Here is a 19,939-nt window from a genome sequence, read left to right on the forward strand (position 1 = left end):
GGTATTCTTGATCTGTCTTTTTCTTTCGCAAAGCCTGCTCCTTTCTTCTTGGTGATGAGGGTTACCAATTATAAAGGTTCAGGCTTTTTTTTCGTATTAAATCCTTCCGCAACAGAAACTAGGTAATAACCTTTAAGAACCTTGCATTTATAGCCACAATAACGGTACTTATCGACATAAGCGCAGCACCCATGGCAGGGTTTAAAAGTATTCCGTATTTATAAAAAACTCCAGCAGCAAGCGGTATTGCGAAGGCGTTATATCCAGTCGCCCAGACAAGATTCTGAACCATCTTCCTGTATGTTGCACGGGCAAGACCAAGTATAGAAACTGCATCGAGAGGATTACTTCTGACTAAAACGATATCTGCCGTTTCAACCGCGACGTCAGTCCCAGCTCCTATTGCAATTCCCACATCAGCCTGTGCCAGCGCAGGAGCGTCGTTTACCCCGTCTCCTGTCATAGCGACAAGAAGTCCTCTTGACTGGATCTCCTTTATTTTATTCGTCTTTTCCTCCGGCAATATCTCTGCAAAATATTCCTCAATCCCGATTTCTTGTGAGACCCATTTCGCTACCTGTTTGTTGTCTCCAGTAAGCATTATCGGTTTGATTCCCATTGCCTTGAGCTTTGAGATGGCCTCTTTTGACTCTTCTCTGATGATGTCCGCCAATGCGACAGCACCTATGAGGTGTCCATCTATGATCACGAACACAACGGTCTTCCCCTGAGAAGAGAGCTCTTCAATTTTCTTATTATCAAACGTAAAGTTGTTTTCCCTGAGATAGCCGGGGCTAACAACTTTAACTTCTTTCCCATTAACTTTGCCCACCGCACCTTTTCCGATGATTGCTTTAAACCCCTCGACATGAAATTTTTCTTTAACTGACAAAGCGATTCCCTGTGCAATGGGATGCTCAGAGTTGGTTTCAACTGAAGCGGCATATTTTAAGAGTTCTTCCTTTATCATGGAATCCGATAATAGAACCGTATCCGTTACGCCAAACTTCCCTTGTGTCAATGTACCAGTTTTATCAAATAAAATAGCCTGGATGTTCCTTGCTCTTTCAAAAGCTGCACGGTTTCTTATAAGCAGTCCGTTTTTTGCAGACAAAGCGGTAGAAACGGCTACAACCAGAGGAACGGCAAGACCTAATGCATGAGGACAGGTAATGACCATGACCGTCACAGCACGTTCGAGGGAAAAAGAGAACTCTTTTTGCATAACGGCTAACCATGCAAAGATCGTTATTACTCCACCTCCTAATGCAATGATAGTGAGCCAGAGAGCTGCACGATTTGCGATATCCTGAGTCTTTGATTTGCTTTCCTGTGCTTGCCTGACAAGGTCAATTACTTGTGAGAGAAACGAATCTTTTCCTATTTTCTTTATCTCAACAGTCACAGATCCTTCGCCATTAATAGAACCACCGATAATTTTTGAACCTGTCTTTTTTGAAACTGGTTTTGATTCTCCAGTAAGCATGGCCTCATTGACCGATGTCTCGCCTTTAATGATCTCTCCGTCAGCTGGTATTTTTTCACCGGGTTTTATAAGTATTTTGTCTCCTTCTTTAAGTTCATCCAACGGGACATCTTTGGTGCTACCATCATCCATGATCTTATGTGCTTCTGAAGGCATAAGCTTTGCGAGTTCCTCCAGGGCCCTCGATGCTCCCATAACTGACTTCATCTCGATCCAATGCCCTAAGAGCATGACATCGATAAGAGTGACGAGTTCCCAGAAAAATATTTTTCCACTCAGTCCGAATACCACGGCACTGCTGTAAAAATATGCAGTCGTGATAGCTATTGCAATAAGGGTCATCATGCCTGGGTGAGCCTTTTTCAACTCATCCAGGAGACCTTTTAGAAAAGGATAGCCCCCATAGAAAAAAATAAACGATGACAGAGCAAACAGGACATACGCGTCACCGGAGAATCTGAGAACTTCCCTTATTCCAAGAAACTTCTGGATCATCGGGGACAGCAAAAGAATTGGGACAGATACAGCAAGAGATATCCAGAACCGTGTTCTGAAATCTTTTACCATGTGGGCATGGTGATCCCCTCCGTGTTCATGTTTGCTTTTCATTTTGTGGTGAGCATGCTGCCCTTCATGTCCTTTATGGGATATATGATTCTGATGTTTCATATGGTTATTTTCTTCCTTCCCTGTTTCAACCCGTTGTTGGAAGATTTGTCCTGAATGCAGATATCATGTTCTGCACACCCGTGATCGCGAAGAATTGATGAACGAATAGTGACAATCCTATGCCGGTCACAATCTCAGATGTTTGCTGTTCCCTTTGTCTTAATATCCGTAGTTCAGGACTCCTTACAGAATAAAAATCCTGACACTGATTAGTGTCCATGAGGATCTTTCTTCGGCGCGTCTGTTGGAGGGTTAACTGTCGGTGGAGCTGAGGGTTCCTCTGACATTCTGTGCATCATCATGCCACGAGTCTCAGAAATCATTTTCTCAATGCTCTCTATCATTCCGTTGATGTTATCTGTCATCTCTTTCTTTTCGTTTGCACTAAGACCCCGTATTATCTTCTTTTGCATCCGCAAAATGTCTTTCATCATATGCATCATATCGCGTGACATCATCCCCTAGCCCATCATACCTTTCATCATTGGCATACACATCTGCATATTCATCCCGCCCTGCATCATCTCCGAGCCCTGCATTTCAGACGAACCCATCATAGATGATAAAGCCTCTTCTGACATCCGCGCTTCAACGGAAATACTGCAAGTGAGTATTACCAGCATAAGAATAATTAATCTTTTCATTTTTCCTTCCTTAACATGAATTGTAGCATTTACATGATACCCCATGATTTCTTTGAATCTTGACGATTATCATGTCTCACCTCCCTTGTTCAATGATACAAGCCGTTTCAATAGAATCGCAAATTGTCTTTTCGAATAATCCAGATTTAACATATCGATTTAACGTGCATAGTAATTGCATGATAGCTTATGTCAGACCAAACTTAAATTCTTTATGATATTTTTCAATATTGCAGCTGATTTTCGTAAGCCTTCGATTTCTTCATTATTCAACTCGAAGGGTACCACCCACTCAATGCCGGCTGATCCAATTAATGAAGGCAAGCTGAGATATACATCCTTGATGTCGTAATGACCATCTATGAGAGTTGAGACCGGCAAAACCGTTTTTTGGTCTCTAAGAATAGCTTCGACAATGCGCACGAGTCCTGTTGCAATCGCATAATTAGTCGCGCCTTTGCGTTCAATTATTCGGTAGGCTGCATCTCGTGCTTGATAAAAGAAATCGTCCATTGTCTGCTGATTATGGATGTAGCCACGCGCGGTGCAAAAAGAAGGCAGATGCATCCCAGCAATGTTTGCACGAGACCATACGGGAATTTCACTATCGCCGTGTTCACCTATGATGTATGCAATTACATCTCGTGTATCCACCCCGTAATATCGACCGAGAAGATAACGAAAGCGCGCTGTGTCCAGAATGGTACCCGATCCTATAATACGTTGCGATGGAAAGCCCGAAAGTTTCCATGCAGCATATGACAATACATCAACGGGATTTGTGGTAATCAGCAGAATTGCGTTTGCATTATACTGGACAATCTCAGGAATAATGTCCTTAGAAATAACGGCATTTCTTTTCAGAAGGTCAAGACGTGTCTCTCCCGGTTTCTGAGCCACTCCAGCCGTGATAACCACAATAGCAGCGTTCTTGCAATCGACATATTCACCTGACCACACTTTTGTCGGATGGGTCATTGGTATCGCGTGGTCGAGATCCATGACTTCTCCTTTGACTCTTTCTTTGTTTTCGTCTATAAGTACTATCTCGGATGTTAAGCCGCTAAGCATAAGAGCATATGCAAATGTTACCCCAACTCGTCCGGCACCAATAATGGCAATCTTAGGTGGAACAAGATGTTCAGTCATAATCTGAAATTACCTCCCTCTGTTTTATCCTACAAAAGAACCAGAACCCACCCCAATAGCACAAATCCAACAGCTGAACACCAGAAAATTATTCGAGTGGTAAAATTGACTGATTTATAGCAAGTGTGATAATGAGTACTTGTTTGAAACACAGTATAGGTTTCAGCCATTATTTCCCATGATGCCTGTGCGCTGATCAATGCAATAACAATTGGGCTGATACCACTGTATTTGTTCATCGCAAACATAAGCAGTAATGCTGCATTGAATAGTGCGAAAGGGGCAGTCTGAAGGTGGCCAATTTCATGTGCTATGCTCAGGATATAATAACATTCTAAATCCAGCCCTTTTCTTAGAAGCCAGTTGACAACGGGGGGGGTGCGGAAGGAGAATCCCGGCAAACCCCGCTTTATGCAGGAAACCAGGTCCAATAATTACAGTACCTTTCAACCCAAACCAAGTTACAACTTGTTCACTTTTTGTCGCTTGAAACATTGCTGTGACAAGGGCCGCTATTTTGATAAAACCGAGGTCCCGCACCGGCTCACGCAGGACCTGTAATATGGAATATTATTCCTATTTTTCTGTATTTTTCTTTTTTTCGATTTCTTTCCATCCGGACCATACCGGCTCCCCTGCGGCATCCCTGAGTTCGAGGATCATGTCACCCTTCTTTACATTCTGAGCAAGAAGTGTATGTTCGTATATTGTTTTTGCAGGCTCTTTTTCGACCGTCATGATCACCATAGAACCGGTAACTTCGATTGCATCTCCCTTCATAATCTGTGTGTCAAGTCTCTCAATAAACCATGCGGGCCCAAGATGGACAGAAATTGACTTCTTCTCTTTTGTCAGAAGGATTAAGTGAACACCGGGAGACATTCCTTTCATGGGTATTACCGTATCCACAGCAACTACTTCACCTGTATAAGTTTCTATCGCTTTTGGACTATACATCCTTTGATAGGGATGTCCACTACCCCACCCACCAGTTCCTCTCCAGTCCTGCTGCTCATGTGCACATGAGGATGACAGCATAAGAAAAAATAAAGATATCAGTACTGAAAGCATTTTTTGTTATTCATGTTTACCTCCCTGAGCCGGAATAATTTATCTTTTTATTAAAATGGAGCAAGAGAGACTTTGCTCCAGATATTTTATGAGATCACTATACATGATGCATTCAACCAGCTGCCAGTATTACATGAATTCATCCCTGAACTGGCACTTATAGGGCAAAGAGCCATCAACTTTGGTATATTTCCATTTGAAAAAATAAATGAATCATTGTCATGTTGTTATTGCAAATACAGAATCACCGGAGATAAGAAGGGATACCGGATCCCATGGAAGACCATCGTATCCCATCGGGTGAAGTAAGAATTGTTCCTGCATATCCAACCGCAATAAATCTATCGTTTCCAAAGGCAACGCCATGGAGATCGGATGACGTGCCTGATCTCCCTATCACCCAGTTATTCCCGCCTTTGGATGTTACTGTTGCGCCACGGAACCCGACGATAACAAATGTGCCCTTACCGTATGTGATATCATGAAGATCTAAAGGGATATTGAGCACATGTGGAGTCCATTTTTCCCCGTCAGCAGAGGTGAGTATAGTACCTCCGTGTCCTACAACAACAAATAATTTGTCTGCATAGGCTGCCTGCCCCAGAAAAACTGTACTTCCCGATGGTTGAGTTGTCCATGTCCTGCCATCAGAAGACTTCAATATTATGCCATTATGCCCAACGGCAACAAATATATCATTGCCGAATGTAATTCCATGGAGGTTGTTTGAGGTTCCAGATACCTGCGGATTCCATTCTTTCCCGTTAGGAGAGGTAATGATTGTGCCTTCGTGCCCCACGGCGACAAATATGTTATTGCCATAGCTCACTCCTTCGAGAAAGGAAGATGTTCCAGACAACTGGGACTCCCATTTATTCCCGCCTTCCGAAATCAACACGGAACCGTTCCTGCCTACCGCGATAAAAATGCCTTTTCCATATGTTATGCCATGAATATCATATCCGATTCCAGTAACCCGCGCAGACCAGGCATGTCCGTCTGTCGTGGTAAATATCGAACCAAAGCCGACTGCAGCAACAAACATGTCCTTGCCAAATGTTATTCTTCCCCAGTCGCTGATCTCAGATGATCTCAACGTCCAGGCAAACCCATCCGATGAAGTCATTATTGTGGTATAGTTACCTACAGTGACAAAAGTATTCTTGCCAAACGCCACACTTGCCAAATCATAGGGAATTCCGGATGACCTGACAGTCCATACAATCCCGTCTGATGAAGTTGCTATATCACCTCCATATCCGGCGGCTACAAATAAATCGTTGCCATAGGCCACTCCCCACCAGTCAGTAACCTTATAGGGTCTCAGAACCCAAGATTTTCCATCAGATGAAGTCAGAATTGTGCCATTTGATCCAACAGCAACGAACAGATTGTTTCCAAAGGTTATGCCATGAAGCTTCGCACCGGCACCGGAGGGGCGTGCAGTCCATGTCACCCCGTCTTGTGAACTGCATATGAGTCCTCCCACAGCAACAAAGAGATTATTGCCAAACGTTATTCCGTGGAGATTTGAACCGGTGCCGGATACCCTTGATGACCATGCCTTTCCATCATATGAAGTAAGTATAGTGCCACTGTGACCGACTGCCACAAACATGTCATTGCCGAAGGTTACCCCATGTAAGTCCTTGGAAGTGCCAGAAGACGCCTTTGTCCAGACAAGTCCATCAGGTGAATAAATAATTGCCCCGTCGGATCCCACAGCAACAAACATATTATTACCGAACGATACACTTCGGAGATGCACTCCGATGTCTGTAGAGCGTGTAGTCCATTGAACTCCATCCGGTGAGGTCATAATAACTGCCATGTTAAAATATCCTCCAACCGCTACAAACATGCCTCCCCCATAAGTAACATGGATTGTTTTTCCCTGAGGCATTGGGTATCGCTCTTCCCAGCTATAGAGATGCAGCGACAAGGCCTCACCCGGCAGAGAAATTATCAAAATTGTTAAAAGGAGTATTAATAAAACTTTCCCGACGCTTCTGCATATCATTTTTTCCTCCTATTCCCCCTTACGGTGCCTGCAAATGTGTCAACCAACCAATAAAGCGCTACAGACTCACATCCGTAAAGCTGCAATGGGCTGAACTCAAAGCAAGATTTTCAATCTGTTATCGGCATTTACGTTTCCCCTAATCCTTCACCGTTTCCTCTCTTCTGATGTTGAGTAAATATTGCCTTGCTGCAAGCGCTGCTTTAGCCCCTTCCCCAGATGCAATGATAATTCTTTTGCCAAAGGCATTGGTGACATCACCCGCAGCAAAAATACCTGCATACGTCGTAGAACAATCGGAATTGACTATGATCTCTTTTCGTTCATTCAGTTGAACGAGGTGAGATACAAGAGATGAATTCGGCTGTAACCCAATGGCTATAAATATACCTCTGACAGGAATTTTCAGCGTTTCTTCGCCGGCCTTTCTTCTTATCGTTATACCCGTGATAGTAGTATCGCCGGAAAATTGAAGAACCTTAAACTCCTCGTATGTTGTCAGATTCTTGAATTGTCTAATCCTTTCGAGCATTGCGGTATCTGCAGTAAGCACGGAATCGGATACCACATATATATTTTTTGCGATAGTATGCAGGTTTTCGACGATTTGCAGGGCTGAGTTCCCACCGCCCACGACTGCCGCGTCTTCACCGTGAACAAAGGAAATGTCCTGGATATTCCCGTAAAACAACCCTTTCCTCTGAAAGTCACTCTCACCTGGAACATTCAGTCTTCTCCTTGTCATTCCGGTTGCAATAATCAGTGTTTTAGCAAGATACTTCTTCAGTTCCGATGTAACGACCGTAAAGCCGCCCTTAACGGGTTCGATCTTTTCGACTTCGGTCAACATATGGTCTATGTGATGAGAATGGATTAACTGGTATTGGAACTTCTCTATGAGCTCAGGCCCTGTTATGAAGTCAAAACCCATATAATTTTCGACTCTTGTACTGTCTATAGCCTGCCCGCCGATGTCTTTCGCGATAAGAAAGGCATTTATCTTCAGCGTCGCGGCATAGACCGCAGCGGTAAGGCCCGCCGGTCCACCTCCAATGATGATTAGATCGTACGCTGTTTTTAATAATTTGCATTCATGACCCTGAATGAACTTTTCCCGACATCCCTCCGAACAAAAATAATAGGTAATGCCGTCACATGCAAAGGTGATTCCTTCTTCCCTGACGTCCATGTTGCAGATGGGGTCTCTCTTCATAATTAAGGTTGCCTCGCCAATCTCGGCATGAACATCGGCGTTTTCTCAATATATTTTCTGTAATCATCTCCGAACAGTTTGATCATTTCCCCCTCCTCTCTCTTTGAGAGACGGTAATACACAAGGAGAAGAACGGGAAACATAAGCGCCGTAATCAGGGTCGGCCACTGGATAAGCATCCCGATCATAATGATGAAAAGGCCTGAGTACTGAGGATGCCTCACGTAGGCATAAGGGCCGTCTGTGACCAGCTCCCCCTTTGCGCCGTGGATTAACTTCCATCCTTTCCACATTATCGCAAATCCGACGATGACCATAGCGTTGCTGATAATATGAATGACCGCCATCATTGCTGCACCGCCTCCGAGAAAAGCGAGCCACAGATGACCGCTCGCATGGGAAAAAGGATTCAGTACCGGGTATTTACTGCCGAGAAGACCCGTGAGGAGGTAAATCGTGAGAGGGAATCCGTACATCTCTGTGAACAGAGCGACAAAAAAGGCAAGAGTAGCGCCCATCGAGCGCCAATCCCTTTTCTTAAGTGGTGCGAGGAAACTTATAATAAAGAAGGTAAAGAGTCCGATATTTACGATAACGAGACTCCAGAATCCATAGGCATAAGAAATATTCTCACCATGCATGAATCGCTCCTTTGCACTTTTTTGTAGATCTACCCGGCAATGGTTCCCAGTGCCCTGAGACAACTACTCCATATGAGAATCCGATGATACTTCCCATTTTCTTTGGTTTTATATCCTCTTGCCCTTGAGCAGCGCCGAATTTGTTACAACTGAGAGGGAACTGATAGCCATTGCTGCCGCTGCGATAATTGGATTCAGCAATCCAAATGCTGCAATAGGAATTACAGCCGTGTTATAAAATAATGCCCAGAAGAGGTTCTGTTTAATTTTCTTCATTGTGGCCCTTGAAAGCTTGATGCTCCTGATTACATCCCGCAGGTCATCTTTTACGAGTATAATTCCCCCTGTTTCCTTTGCGACGTCCGAACCGCTGCCAATAGCTATTCCGATATCCGATTGCGCAAGGGCCGGAGAGTCATTGATCCCGTCTCCGACCATTGCGACGACCTTGCCTTCAGCCTGAAGATCCTTTATTACTTTTGCCTTATCTCCGGGAAGAACATTGGCAATAATCCTTTCGATTCCGACCTTTGATCCTATTGCCTTCGCGGTCCTCTCGTTGTCGCCTGTGAGCATGATTACCTGAACACCCTCAGCTTTAAGACCTTTCACCACGTCTCCCGCATAATCTTTTAATGTATCTGCAACGGCAATTAATCCTTTGAGGATACCGTCTTCTGCAACAATCATTACCGTGTTACCTTTTTCTTCGAGGCCGGATATTACTGTTTCTTTCTCATCTAAGGGGATACCCCTCTCTTTCATCAGCCTCCTGTTACCTATCAAAATCTCCCTGCCATTTAGACCGACCTTCACTCCGTGGCCGGGTATGGCTTCAAATGATTCCGCATCCGGTACTGACAGGCCCATGATATGCGCCCGTTTTATGATCGCCTCGGCAAGGGGGTGCTCCGATCCTTTCTCGGCCACGGATGCAGCAAGCAAAACATCAGTTTCACTTCCATTAAAGGTTACAATCCCGGTAACCTCGGGTTCTCCTTTTGTCAGCGTCCCTGTCTTATCAAATACGACAGTATTCAGTTTTTCGGCTTTTTCAAGATATTCGGCTCCCCTTATGAGAATACCGAGTTCCGCGCTCTTACCCACGCCTACCATGAGTGCCGCAGGTGTTGCAATGCCAATTGCACATGGACATGCGATGATCAGAACAGCCACAAATGAAAGGAGAGCCGTTGTATAATTGCCGAAGAAAATCCATCCCGCCGCAGCTAAAAAAGCGACACTTACGACAGCAGGAACAAAGTAGGAAGATATCTTATCGGCAATCCTCTGAATTTGTGCCGAGGATGTCTGCGCTTCCTCGACCATTTTTATGATCTGGTTTAAAGTGGTGTCAGCGCCTACCTGTGTCGCCTTGAATTTAAAAGAACCGACTTTATTCATTGTGCCGCCGATTACCTTATCGCCTGTTTGCTTTTCTACCGGAACACTCTCTCCCGTTATCATTTTTTCATCGACTGCAGAATATCCTTCTGTAACGATACCGTCTGTAGATATCTTTTCGCCGGGCCTCACCACAACGATTTCGTCTATCATAACTGCTTCAGCAGGAACTTCAATTTCTGCATTGTCACGAATAACCCGAGCCGTTTGTGGTCTGAGGTCAAGCAGTTTCCGGATAGCTGCGGAACTTCTTTTCTTGATGATTTCCTCCATATATTTTCCCAACAGGACAAAAGCGATGATAATGGCAGAAACCTCGAAATAGACGTTCTTCTCTTCAACCGGCAGAACTCCCGGGAAGAAAACTACAAAAGCGCTGTAAACATAGGCTGTTGTCGTACCGAGGGCAATCAGAAAGTCCATGTTTGCCACCCGATTTTTTATCGCATGCCAAGCTCCCACGTAAAATCCCTTACCGCCAAAGATCATGATAGGAGTTGTGATGATGAAGAGCCATACGCCCCAGGTAAACCACGGAAGCCAAGGAATGGGTACCCATGTTACGATTGTGGCTCCAGCAGCAAGAGCCAAGAAAGCGGCTGCCCTTAGAATTGCAAGGGCAAGGACACCGGTGAGGGCAATAGTTACCCGCCTTTTCATTGCTTTTAGCTCTTGTTCGGGAGCTTCGAATGTCTTTACACACGTCTCGCTGCAGAAATAGTATGTTCTCCCTCCAACTTCTCTCTTCAGCGAGCGGTTTTTCGGTACAACCATTCCGCATATAGGGTCTTTTGCCATTTCAGAGGCAACGGTAACAGGAGAACCCTTCTCTCCAAGAAAGGAATCCGGATTCTTATCAAAATCCTCTTTGCAGGGGAGTGAACAGAAATGATAGGTTATACCTTTATAGGTCGATGTTGCTACAGCATCCTTATCTTCTATAGTCATCTTGCAGACGGGGTCTATGGCTTGCATGATTTTCTCCTTATGTGAAACATATCACGATATTTTGCAGCTCACAAACATTGAAAAATAATCTGTTTCCTCCCATGAAACATGTTTATATCGCGGACTTATTTTTCTAATGTCTGTTTTTCTTGTCTTCAGTGCAAAGCGACTCACTTCTTCATTCCCCCTTTCATCGGCGCATATTTCGCAATGCCCGTATACGTTATCAAGCCGATTAACTTCCCATTTTTTGAGGACTGATAGTCTTTCTTTTCCTTGCTTATTGTATTTTTCAAGAACCTTGATCGCCTCTTCCTTCTTCGATATCGCACATCTCTTGTCATAGCAAACAAAAACTTCAGATACCGTTATATCAATGCACCTTTTTGGGGGGATGTCAGTTATTTCTTTTAAAGAAAGAGTCCCGAGCATGTCCCCTTTATCCAAGACCGCGAAGCTGTCATATCCGTATTCAACAAAGTGCTCATGTATAGCTTCGTCTGTCGATATGTTCAGAGGCACGATTATGGCTTAATTTCTTTCCTCCAGGCGTATCTGTTAGACAATGTGATCGTCACCGAATCGCATAATATCCACCACGAACCCCTTTTTTGGAAAGAACGATCTGCCACACCTGCATATATCGTGACCTGAAAAGTCCTGCACAACTTAACAAATAGTATTTCCACATGCGATAAAATATTTCGTCATACTTATCCTTTAATTGATCCCAGCCTGAATCAAAATTCTTGAACCAGGCAATCAATGTCGGATCATAGTCGGCACTGAAATTATGCCAGTCTTCTACGACAAAGAGGCTCTCAATTGAAGCACAAATCTGTTTCATCGACGGGACGTGAGAGTTGGGGAATATATATCGGTCGATCCATGGATCATTTATGACCTCGGTCAGATTGTTGCCGATAGTATGTAACAAGAACAGCCCTTCATCTTTCAAGCAACGATGAACAGTTTCCATACATGTTCTGTAATTTCTGTAGCCGACGTGTTCGAACATACCGACAGAAATAACATGGTCAAATCGGCCATCGATATCCCTGTAATCCTGCAGGCTTATATCAACAGGCAGTCCAGCGCATAATTCTTTCGCCAGTTCAACCTGTTCTCTGGAGACAGTGATACCAACGACTTCGACCTTATATTTTTCAGCTGCATATTTTGCGAAACTTCCCCATCCGCAGCCGATATCCAGAATTCTGTCGCCGGGGCGCAAGTCCAGCTTGCTGCAAATCAGGTCCAGCTTGGCTTCCTGTGCATCATCAAGGTTTTCGCAATCCTTCCAATAAGCACAGCTATAAACCATCCTCCTGTCCAGCATAATCCTGAATAGTTCATTCCCTATATCATAATGTCTTTCCCCGATCTGAAAAGCCCTTGATTTACTTCCCTTATTCACAATTGCGGTACCAAGGATGTAAAAGAGTAGCTTGATATTCTTTTTGATTTTATCCTCGGGCCGGGATGGAACAATTCTGCAGAAAAAGTCATCAAGACTCTCACATTCCCACCATCCGTCCATATAGGCTTTACCAAGCCCTAAACTTCCGTCACTAAGCACCCGCTGATAAAATTTGTCGTTCCTAATCTCAATGTCCCAGGGTTGACTTCCGTTTATGGTTATACCTACAGGGGACAAGATATCTTGAACAACTCTTTTTGATACGTTTGTTTTCATTTTGTCCAGCCGGATATATACTTGCGATCAAAACCGGAATATCCGGGTTTCTGAGCCTGATTTTTCTAATACATCCAGCCCGTTGCTGTCTGACCATTCCGTGTCGGGGATAAGGACATCAAAAAATAATGCCCCAGTTCGTTCAGCACGTCGTCCTCGCCGTATTCCTCGGATGTCAGGATAAATTTAAAATTATCGGCAATGATCTCTTTCATACTTTCCCGGATTAGACTGTTACTGCCTGTAATGAGTATCCTTGATATTGTGGTGTTTCTTATCATATTAACGCCGACCCCTCTTCCAACCGGACCAAACAGGCACTCCATTTTCATCTCTAAGGATTATGATCGTATCCCCTTTCTTCACCTCCGATGCAATAATCGTTGGTTTGCCCGTCATCTTTGCCCGCGCACCCTTGACTTCAACCTGATCTCCCTTTTTGATCCTTATATCAAGTCTCTCTATATACCACATAGGTCCGAGGTGAACTGGCATGATTTCTCCGTCTGTTTTTATGAGGATGTGGATTCCGTAAGACATGCCTTCCATCGGAGCAATTCTCTCAACAGCTTCAACAACGCCTGAAATAGACTCCAGTGAGGCAGGATCATAGGTCCTCTGATATCTCGAATCCATTCCCCATTCACCACTCCCCTGCCATCCCTCCCAGGGTGGTCCGTGTTGACCTTCTCCATGCATGGCTGAAGTGACAGAAACGGTCAAAGACAGTAAAGCAACTGTTAACACACTTATAATTCTTTTTGTTTTCATGATGCCCCCTTAAGCAATATTTTTTGAATCTTTCTTGACTTTTAAAATAAAAGTTTCAGCCCTGTCCCAGCTCCAAACATGGCTTTGAGGCCCATCCTATTTTTTCTCTTCCATTTTTTCCCATCCGATCCATATAGGCTCTCCCAGAGCATCTCTGAGCTGCAAAACCTTATCATCCTTTTTTACCTAGGACGCAATAAGAACATGTTCTGCACTAAATTCTCCCGGTTTTTTTTCGATATTCATTATTACCATTGAGCCTGTTACTTCAATCTGGTTGCCCTTCTTTACCTGCGTATCCAAGCGCTCTATGAACCAGGCGGGGCCCAGATGGACTGAAATGGTCTTTTTGTCTTTTGTGAGAAGCAGCAGGTGAACTCCCGAAGACATGCCCTTCATGGGGATAACCGTGTCCACATCTATTACCTCACCTGAATACACTTCTATCCCTTTTGGATTATACAAATTCTGATAAGGATGTCCGAGTCCCCATCCTTCGGTTCCACGATAGCCTGTCCACTCATGTGCATGGGCAACGGAAATCATTAGAAACACACATAAACCGCTTACGATCAAACTTTTCTTTGTCTTCATAACTACCTCCTTGAGCAGGATAAATTTCGTTAAAGAGTTCCTTTGAATTTCGGGCATATCATTGTTGACTATAACAGGACTATGGAACGCGTATGTGCAGGAAATGTTCGCCCCATGCATATTATTTCCCTCCTTCCTACCCGAGTTTTCTACTCATGAAATTGTAAATGGGCACATAAACAATGCCAATATAGATTCCATAAAGAAAGCTCTCAACAAGGCCGAGGAGGAATCCGCCAAAACTTAACCATCTGAATGCAGGGAGCACAGATTCGAGAAACTTAGACATGCCGTGTAATCGTTCCGGCACTACCAACCCATAGAGCACGCACAGAATAAAGGAAAGCGCGAGGAAAATCCCTAATGACCAACTGACTACCTTTATGTTCAACATCTGTGTTCTCCTTTTGGCTCTTTCCCTGATGAGGTGTCCCCAGCATGGCCTTTATGTCCTTCGTTATCTTTCTCTCCGTGTTTCCCATGGCCACCCATACATCCGTGACCGGAAAGATGCATTGCTATGAAAATAATGAAAAATAAGATAAAAAACCAATTTTCTCGAACCCATTCCATTGCTTCTCCTTGCTGAAATAGTTGTCGTTGATGGATTTTCTTCAAATAATCCGATACATTATCTTAGTCGCTGCATAGTATCCTCCTTTCCGTCCGTCGTTGACATAACCGCTGCCAACGTCTTCTTGTCTGCCTTTATTGCACGGCGTCCGTTTGTTTCAACTCTTGCGAAAGAAAGTAATTCAAGACCGTTCGAATTCCGACGATTGCTGCGAGCAGACCAATATCCTGCCATGTCGGTGAGATTGCGGTTCTGAGAATATCGGCGCTTATCAGGAACTCAAGGGCAAGGGAAAGGGAATGCCCAAGATGGTTTCTGCTGCGTACCATTGCCTGATAATCAGAGCGGATGAAAAATGTCTTTTTCGCATACATTCCCAAAGCACCAACGATGCCGAAGATGATAATGATTACCGCGATTCCTTCCGCCAACATCGCTGCATAATGTGCCACATTTTTGATGAGTTCGTGCATCCTGATTATCCTTTAACTGAAGTAGGAATTCAGGACGCATTCCTGAATCATCCTGTGCGTATCAATAAGAGAGACATTATTCGCCAACCGCATCCCCTTATCTGTCAAAGTTCCTCACTTCTCTTGCCAATCGTACCGTCATTATGGGGCAGACTTATGACGAATGTCGTGCCTTTCCCTGATTTGCTTTCAACTGAAATAGTTCCTCCATGAGCCTGAATTATTTTCTTTGCAAATGTAAGCCCGAGTCCCGGCCCGCGCATTTTGGAGCTGAAAAAGGGATCAAATATCTGCCTGATATTATTCTCAGGGATACCTTTACCAGTATCGGATATCTTTATCTCAATCTGGTTATTGGCAAGGCAATCAGTAATCGTAAGTATTTTCTGTTTCCCCTGCATAGCTTCGATAGCATTCCTGATGATACTTGTAAAAGCCTCTGCCATTCTGTCTTTGTCAAGAGGGATCGATGGCAACGTGCTCATTAAATCAGTCCTCACCTCCACTCGCTCTTTGGTAAATTCTTTCCCAAAAGCTTTCAGGACATTCATGATAACGTCGTTTATATTCACAGGCTCCTTGCGGAATACGCTTAAAGGTACAAGATCAATGAGCTTTGATACCATTCTCTCCAGTCTTTTGACCTCCTCAAGAACCATCTCAAGATATTTTCTTTCCGGGTCTCCTTTGGGAAACTTTCGATATACTCTGCGGACGAATCCCCCTATCGAGACAAGGGGATTCCTTACCTCATGAGCTACCTTATCCATCACTTTTGCCAGCTCTTCTGATGTCTGTTTCTCTACAGATCTGTCACGAGCCTTTTTCATGTGAATAACGCTTTCAGGATCTCCGTCGAAACTGTCCTTGCATTGCCTTGAGCAGAAAGAATAGGTGATCCCTTTATACAGAGAAGTCCCGAAAACATTCTCCTTTTCTACTGGCATACCACAGACCGGATCAATAAGTTTCATCGGCTATCCCTGGATAACTCCGTACTATTTTCTCGATACTCATATGCTCATTTATTTCTCAAGCAGGGTGACGAACGTGTGATGATGTTTCTCCTCGTCCGAAAGGATCTTTTCAAACAACCTTCTTGTTGTATGGTCTTCCTCTTTTTCAGCAAGCCTTATAATCTCTTTGTAAAGGGCGATAGCCTCTTCCTCCGCTTCTTTATCGACTTTAAGCATTTGATGGGGTGTTTTGCCAAGGCATATTGCTTTTTTTAGCGGCATGGTAGTTGGGAGTCCTCCCAGATAGTCGATTCTTTCTGCAATGGCTTCTGCGTGTTTCATCTCCGCCATCGATATGTTTTTGAAAACTCCGCCAAGAGATTCAGCGTTTATACCTCTTACGGTAATGTGATGCCACATATACTGAATGCTTGCCAGCACCTCATTTGATAATGCTTCATTTAATTTTGCCAGTAATTCTTTACTCGCCATGATTGCCTCCTTTCTTTGATATATTTTGAATAATAGATCCTATTCATTAAGCGACTATTGTGCTCAATGAAATCTCCTCTGCAAACGGATAGCACATGAATAAAGCGGCAGCCGTGTTATTAACCACAAGAGGAAATTCCTGTAATGAATCCGGCATGATGGAATCTCAAGATATTTCTGTAATATCCGTTTATCTGACGCAAAAAGCCGCAGGAATAAATCCGGGAACTGGTAAATTATTTTTGTCATTTTCCAACTAAACGATATCTCTCTTACAATGAATTGTTTACATGCACTTTCATAAGCGGCTGTAGCTTTATCGGGCAGAATACCTTTCTTAAGACTATCGGCTATAGTCAGTGCTGCCAGTTTCCCTGACCGAATTGCGTAGGCGATCCCCTCGCCGATAAAAGGATCTGCCAATCCTGCAGCGTCTCCAACGAGAAGGATCCTATGAATTGCCATTTTTCTCCGTATGCCGCCTATCGGTATGAAGTGTCCTTGTGATGAGGTGATTGTCAATCCCACTGATTCCCCGAAATCTGATAGCACTTTTCGCGGATGCTGAAACTCTGTTGCACGCCCGCCAACGCCCAGCGAGTAGTAATTACTGTGTGGGAAAACCCAGCCGTATCCCAAAGGAACAAGCCCGAAATAAATATCTATGATTCTATCGAGACGTCGGTCAATTACTTCATTGGGAGCCTGGATCTCTGAGACTATGGCAAAGAGTTTCTCTTTGTTTTGCAGAGGTGGCCTTACATGCGTTGCAATATAACTATTTACTCCGTCTGCGCCGACAACATAACTGGCTCTAAAGGATTCATTTTCTGTGGTCACATCCACATGGTCACGATAAATCCTTAGGCCGATAACTTTTTGCCCTTGCAGAATATGTGCACCGGTCTCAAGTGTTTTCACGAGGAGAAAGTTGTCAAATTTCTCACGGCTGACCAGCACTGCCAATCTGTAATCTTTTCTCACTTCGACATGATAGCCCTTAAAATGGATTCTTGCTCCATAACATTCCTTCTCGATTATCTCTTCTGGAAGAACGAAATCCAGATATGAGAGGGCCTGCTCCGATATTGCACCACCGCATGGTTTTGATCTCGGGAAAGTATCCCTGTCAATCAGCAATGTCTTCATCCCTTGATGCGCGCACACTGTGGCGCAGGAAGAGCCGGCTGGACCCCCACCAACTACGATAACATCGTATATGTTACTCGCCATTGTCAGTTAATGATCCTTTGTATTGAATAATGCAATGCTCTGTTTTTTCTTCAGAAGGAATACTTTGTCTTCTCTCTTTTTATGAATATTCCTTTGATTTCATTCCCTTATCAGTCTGTTATAAATCCAACCGATTATGATGCCCATAATAAACAGATCAATAAAACCATAAAGGAAACCGATTATACTGCCTGTAGGGGAGATGGAATACCCAGGGTAGAGTGAAACTGCCATGACCTCAAGGAATGATTTCCCGTATCCTGCCAAGTATGAAAGCCATGTGGTGATAAACAATGCGCCGCCCCAGACAATACCAAGGCTCAGACCCAGAGCAACCGGTTTCAGTTTCACGGCCGCCTCCCTCTCTGATGGTTAACAAGATTTGCTGCCTTTAATTCCAACCGATAGATAAGAAAATCCCCAAAACAATTCATGAAAAGATGTGTCTTCCATATATTTTTCTATCGATTCCCATGGATGACGGAAAGAGATATCCTTTGTTACCCCAAATGGCCTTGTAATGAAGAGATACAATGGCTCTAATTTCGCGAGCCAGTTGGAGGGTTTCTTAAGATCGAGAATTACCCACCGGCCTCCCTCTCTTAACGATCTGCAGCCGTTCCTGATAACAGTGTCGAATTCGGGGATCAGTGTAATGGCAAACGTTGAGATGATGCCGTTGATATCTGGAGGATATTGAAATAGAGACGCGTCGGAATGCACCAGTTCGACATTGTCCCAGTTTTTTTTCTCGATGCGAAGTCTTGCCATTTCAAGCATGGCATCTGTAAGATCGACCCCTATGATCTTACCCTCCATTCCAACAGCTTCCTGAAACAGGGGGAAATTGATGCCGGCTCCACAGCCTATTTCCACAATTGTGCTGCCTTTATGGAGATCGAGTGCCTCAACAGCCTTTTTCCGGTAGGCGCTTTCCCTGAAACCGATAAGGTAATAGAGATTTGCCGTGAAGTTGTACCGTTTTGCCCTTTTCCGGTAGAGCGTTGTGATTTGCTCTTTATTTAGCATAACGATGACTTAAAGTTTAAAGTACTGACTGTATCGATTGTTGCCCGCGAGAACAGTATTAACAAGGAGTTACAATAAATTTAAGTGATTTATGTATGCTTTATCAGAGACAAATAGGGCAACTCTTTCGTTAGATGCAAACATTTTGATCTTTCCAAAATATCCTTTTAATCCACATAATTATTCTTAATATATTATGTATACCATTTCGAATCTGGTGCGGGTATCAGAATAATGCTGATATTTCTGTAGGTATAAATGTCTTTTTGTGTAAGAGTTTTTCTTACAGAATAGGGAGGTTATGGATCGGCATGGAGTACAATCAAAAAGTGTGTAAATAGATGAGTAGGCGGTGTATCCTTTTAAGGTTGAACTTGGAATCAACAAAAGAAAGGAGACACCACCATGAGAAAGGGTATCACCGAGGCAGTTCAGCCGTCAAGAGCGACGTATGAGGTATTGGAGGAAATGGTACGAGGAAAGGTTCAGGAATACATACAGGAGATCCTAGAGGAAGAAGTCGAGGTATTTCTGGGGAGGAAGAAATCCGAGAGGATCAAACTGGTCGATGGAACCCCTGGATATTGGAACGGCCACGGGAAGAAGAGAAAGTTCTCGGTAATTGTCACCTCTTACATTAAGCTAACCTAAAAACCTGTCTTTTTCTTACAATCTTTTGTATAAAAGGAATCCTGGTTCAGAATCGAATAACCCAAAGGAAAAGGGATAACCAGGAGACTTCTTTGGCTAGAACCCCCTCCTGATCATCCCCCCAAAACATTTTATTGATACTACATTTTGCTATAGATGTAAAGAGGCTTTTTGAGTTCGGGAAAAGATATCCGTGGCCGAAGCCGGCAGATTGCCCGCAATGCA

General features: G+C 43.9%; 23 protein-coding genes. 1 reads left to right on the top strand and 22 read right to left on the bottom strand.

Annotated elements, in window-relative coordinates:
* Positions 1–118: 118 nt before the first annotated feature.
* From AB1552_13700 to AB1552_13805, 22 genes are all read right to left on the bottom strand, one after another.
* Positions 119–2,095, bottom strand: coding sequence for a copper-translocating P-type ATPase (locus AB1552_13700; protein ID MEW6054812.1), 1,977 nt, complete (start codon positions 2,093–2,095; stop codon positions 119–121).
* Between the two features lie 269 nt (positions 2,096–2,364).
* The gene (locus tag AB1552_13705; GenBank protein MEW6054813.1) at positions 2,365–2,589 is read right to left on the bottom strand and encodes a hypothetical protein; all 225 of its coding nucleotides are present in this window, start codon (positions 2,587–2,589) and stop codon (positions 2,365–2,367) included.
* 27 nt (positions 2,590–2,616) lie between these two features.
* A complete protein-coding gene (locus AB1552_13710) occupies positions 2,617–2,799 on the bottom strand; it encodes a hypothetical protein (GenBank protein MEW6054814.1) in 183 nt (60 codons plus the stop codon).
* Positions 2,800–2,991: 192 nt separating this feature from the next.
* On the bottom strand, positions 2,992–3,948 hold the full coding sequence (locus tag AB1552_13715; protein ID MEW6054815.1) for an L-lactate dehydrogenase: 957 nt from the start codon (positions 3,946–3,948) through the stop codon (positions 2,992–2,994).
* A gap of 576 nt (positions 3,949–4,524) precedes the next feature.
* Entirely contained in the window at positions 4,525–4,905 is a 381-nt protein-coding gene (locus tag AB1552_13720; GenBank protein ID MEW6054816.1) for a DNA-binding protein, read from the bottom strand.
* Positions 4,906–5,263: 358 nt separating this feature from the next.
* Positions 5,264–6,850, bottom strand: coding sequence for a hypothetical protein (locus AB1552_13725; protein MEW6054817.1), 1,587 nt, complete (start codon positions 6,848–6,850; stop codon positions 5,264–5,266).
* A gap of 328 nt (positions 6,851–7,178) precedes the next feature.
* A complete protein-coding gene (locus AB1552_13730; GenBank protein MEW6054818.1) occupies positions 7,179–8,252 on the bottom strand; it encodes an FAD-dependent oxidoreductase in 1,074 nt (357 codons plus the stop codon).
* A 2-nt stretch (positions 8,253–8,254) separates the two neighbouring features.
* The gene (locus AB1552_13735) at positions 8,255–8,893 is read right to left on the bottom strand and encodes an isoprenylcysteine carboxylmethyltransferase family protein (GenBank protein MEW6054819.1); all 639 of its coding nucleotides are present in this window, start codon (positions 8,891–8,893) and stop codon (positions 8,255–8,257) included.
* A gap of 108 nt (positions 8,894–9,001) precedes the next feature.
* Positions 9,002–11,272 carry a heavy metal translocating P-type ATPase gene (locus tag AB1552_13740; GenBank protein MEW6054820.1) on the bottom strand — a complete coding sequence of 757 codons (2,271 nt, stop codon included), beginning with the start codon at positions 11,270–11,272 and terminating at the stop codon, positions 9,002–9,004.
* Positions 11,273–11,296: 24 nt separating this feature from the next.
* Positions 11,297–11,767 carry a hypothetical protein gene (locus AB1552_13745; GenBank protein ID MEW6054821.1) on the bottom strand — a complete coding sequence of 157 codons (471 nt, stop codon included), beginning with the start codon at positions 11,765–11,767 and terminating at the stop codon, positions 11,297–11,299.
* Between the two features lie 52 nt (positions 11,768–11,819).
* Positions 11,820–12,941 (bottom strand): cyclopropane fatty acyl phospholipid synthase, encoded by a 1,122-nt coding sequence (gene cfa / locus AB1552_13750; protein ID MEW6054822.1) that lies wholly within the window; start codon positions 12,939–12,941, stop codon positions 11,820–11,822.
* A gap of 65 nt (positions 12,942–13,006) precedes the next feature.
* The gene (locus AB1552_13755) at positions 13,007–13,222 is read right to left on the bottom strand and encodes a hypothetical protein (GenBank protein ID MEW6054823.1); all 216 of its coding nucleotides are present in this window, start codon (positions 13,220–13,222) and stop codon (positions 13,007–13,009) included.
* A 1-nt stretch (position 13,223) separates the two neighbouring features.
* Positions 13,224–13,712 carry a DNA-binding protein gene (locus AB1552_13760; GenBank protein ID MEW6054824.1) on the bottom strand — a complete coding sequence of 163 codons (489 nt, stop codon included), beginning with the start codon at positions 13,710–13,712 and terminating at the stop codon, positions 13,224–13,226.
* A gap of 186 nt (positions 13,713–13,898) precedes the next feature.
* Positions 13,899–14,306 (bottom strand): DNA-binding protein, encoded by a 408-nt coding sequence (locus AB1552_13765; GenBank protein MEW6054825.1) that lies wholly within the window; start codon positions 14,304–14,306, stop codon positions 13,899–13,901.
* Positions 14,307–14,442: 136 nt separating this feature from the next.
* The gene (locus AB1552_13770; GenBank protein MEW6054826.1) at positions 14,443–14,700 is read right to left on the bottom strand and encodes a DUF5676 family membrane protein; all 258 of its coding nucleotides are present in this window, start codon (positions 14,698–14,700) and stop codon (positions 14,443–14,445) included.
* Positions 14,694–14,879, bottom strand: a complete 186-nt coding sequence (locus tag AB1552_13775) for a DUF2933 domain-containing protein (GenBank protein MEW6054827.1) — start codon at positions 14,877–14,879, stop codon at positions 14,694–14,696. Before AB1552_13775 ends, AB1552_13770 begins: the two co-directional genes overlap by 7 nt.
* A gap of 135 nt (positions 14,880–15,014) precedes the next feature.
* Positions 15,015–15,353, bottom strand: coding sequence for a DUF1622 domain-containing protein (locus AB1552_13780; protein MEW6054828.1), 339 nt, complete (start codon positions 15,351–15,353; stop codon positions 15,015–15,017).
* A 104-nt stretch (positions 15,354–15,457) separates the two neighbouring features.
* Entirely contained in the window at positions 15,458–16,327 is an 870-nt protein-coding gene (locus AB1552_13785) for an ATP-binding protein (protein MEW6054829.1), read from the bottom strand.
* 51 nt (positions 16,328–16,378) lie between these two features.
* The gene (locus AB1552_13790) at positions 16,379–16,801 is read right to left on the bottom strand and encodes a ferritin-like domain-containing protein (protein ID MEW6054830.1); all 423 of its coding nucleotides are present in this window, start codon (positions 16,799–16,801) and stop codon (positions 16,379–16,381) included.
* Between the two features lie 63 nt (positions 16,802–16,864).
* Positions 16,865–18,034: a geranylgeranyl reductase family protein gene (locus tag AB1552_13795; GenBank protein MEW6054831.1), complete on the bottom strand. Its 1,170-nt coding sequence runs from the start codon at positions 18,032–18,034 to the stop codon at positions 16,865–16,867.
* A gap of 99 nt (positions 18,035–18,133) precedes the next feature.
* Positions 18,134–18,385 (bottom strand): bacteriophage holin, encoded by a 252-nt coding sequence (locus tag AB1552_13800; GenBank protein ID MEW6054832.1) that lies wholly within the window; start codon positions 18,383–18,385, stop codon positions 18,134–18,136.
* 21 nt (positions 18,386–18,406) lie between these two features.
* The gene (locus tag AB1552_13805) at positions 18,407–19,063 is read right to left on the bottom strand and encodes a class I SAM-dependent methyltransferase (protein ID MEW6054833.1); all 657 of its coding nucleotides are present in this window, start codon (positions 19,061–19,063) and stop codon (positions 18,407–18,409) included.
* Between the two features lie 405 nt (positions 19,064–19,468).
* Here AB1552_13805 and AB1552_13810 point away from each other — a divergent pair, with 405 nt between their 5' ends.
* Positions 19,469–19,714: a hypothetical protein gene (locus AB1552_13810; protein ID MEW6054834.1), complete on the top strand. Its 246-nt coding sequence runs from the start codon at positions 19,469–19,471 to the stop codon at positions 19,712–19,714.
* The last annotated feature ends 225 nt before the right edge of the window (positions 19,715–19,939 follow it).

It is taken from the genome of Nitrospirota bacterium, from assembly GCA_040754395.1.
Taxonomy (GTDB): Bacteria; Nitrospirota; Thermodesulfovibrionia; order Thermodesulfovibrionales; family SM23-35; genus JBFMCL01.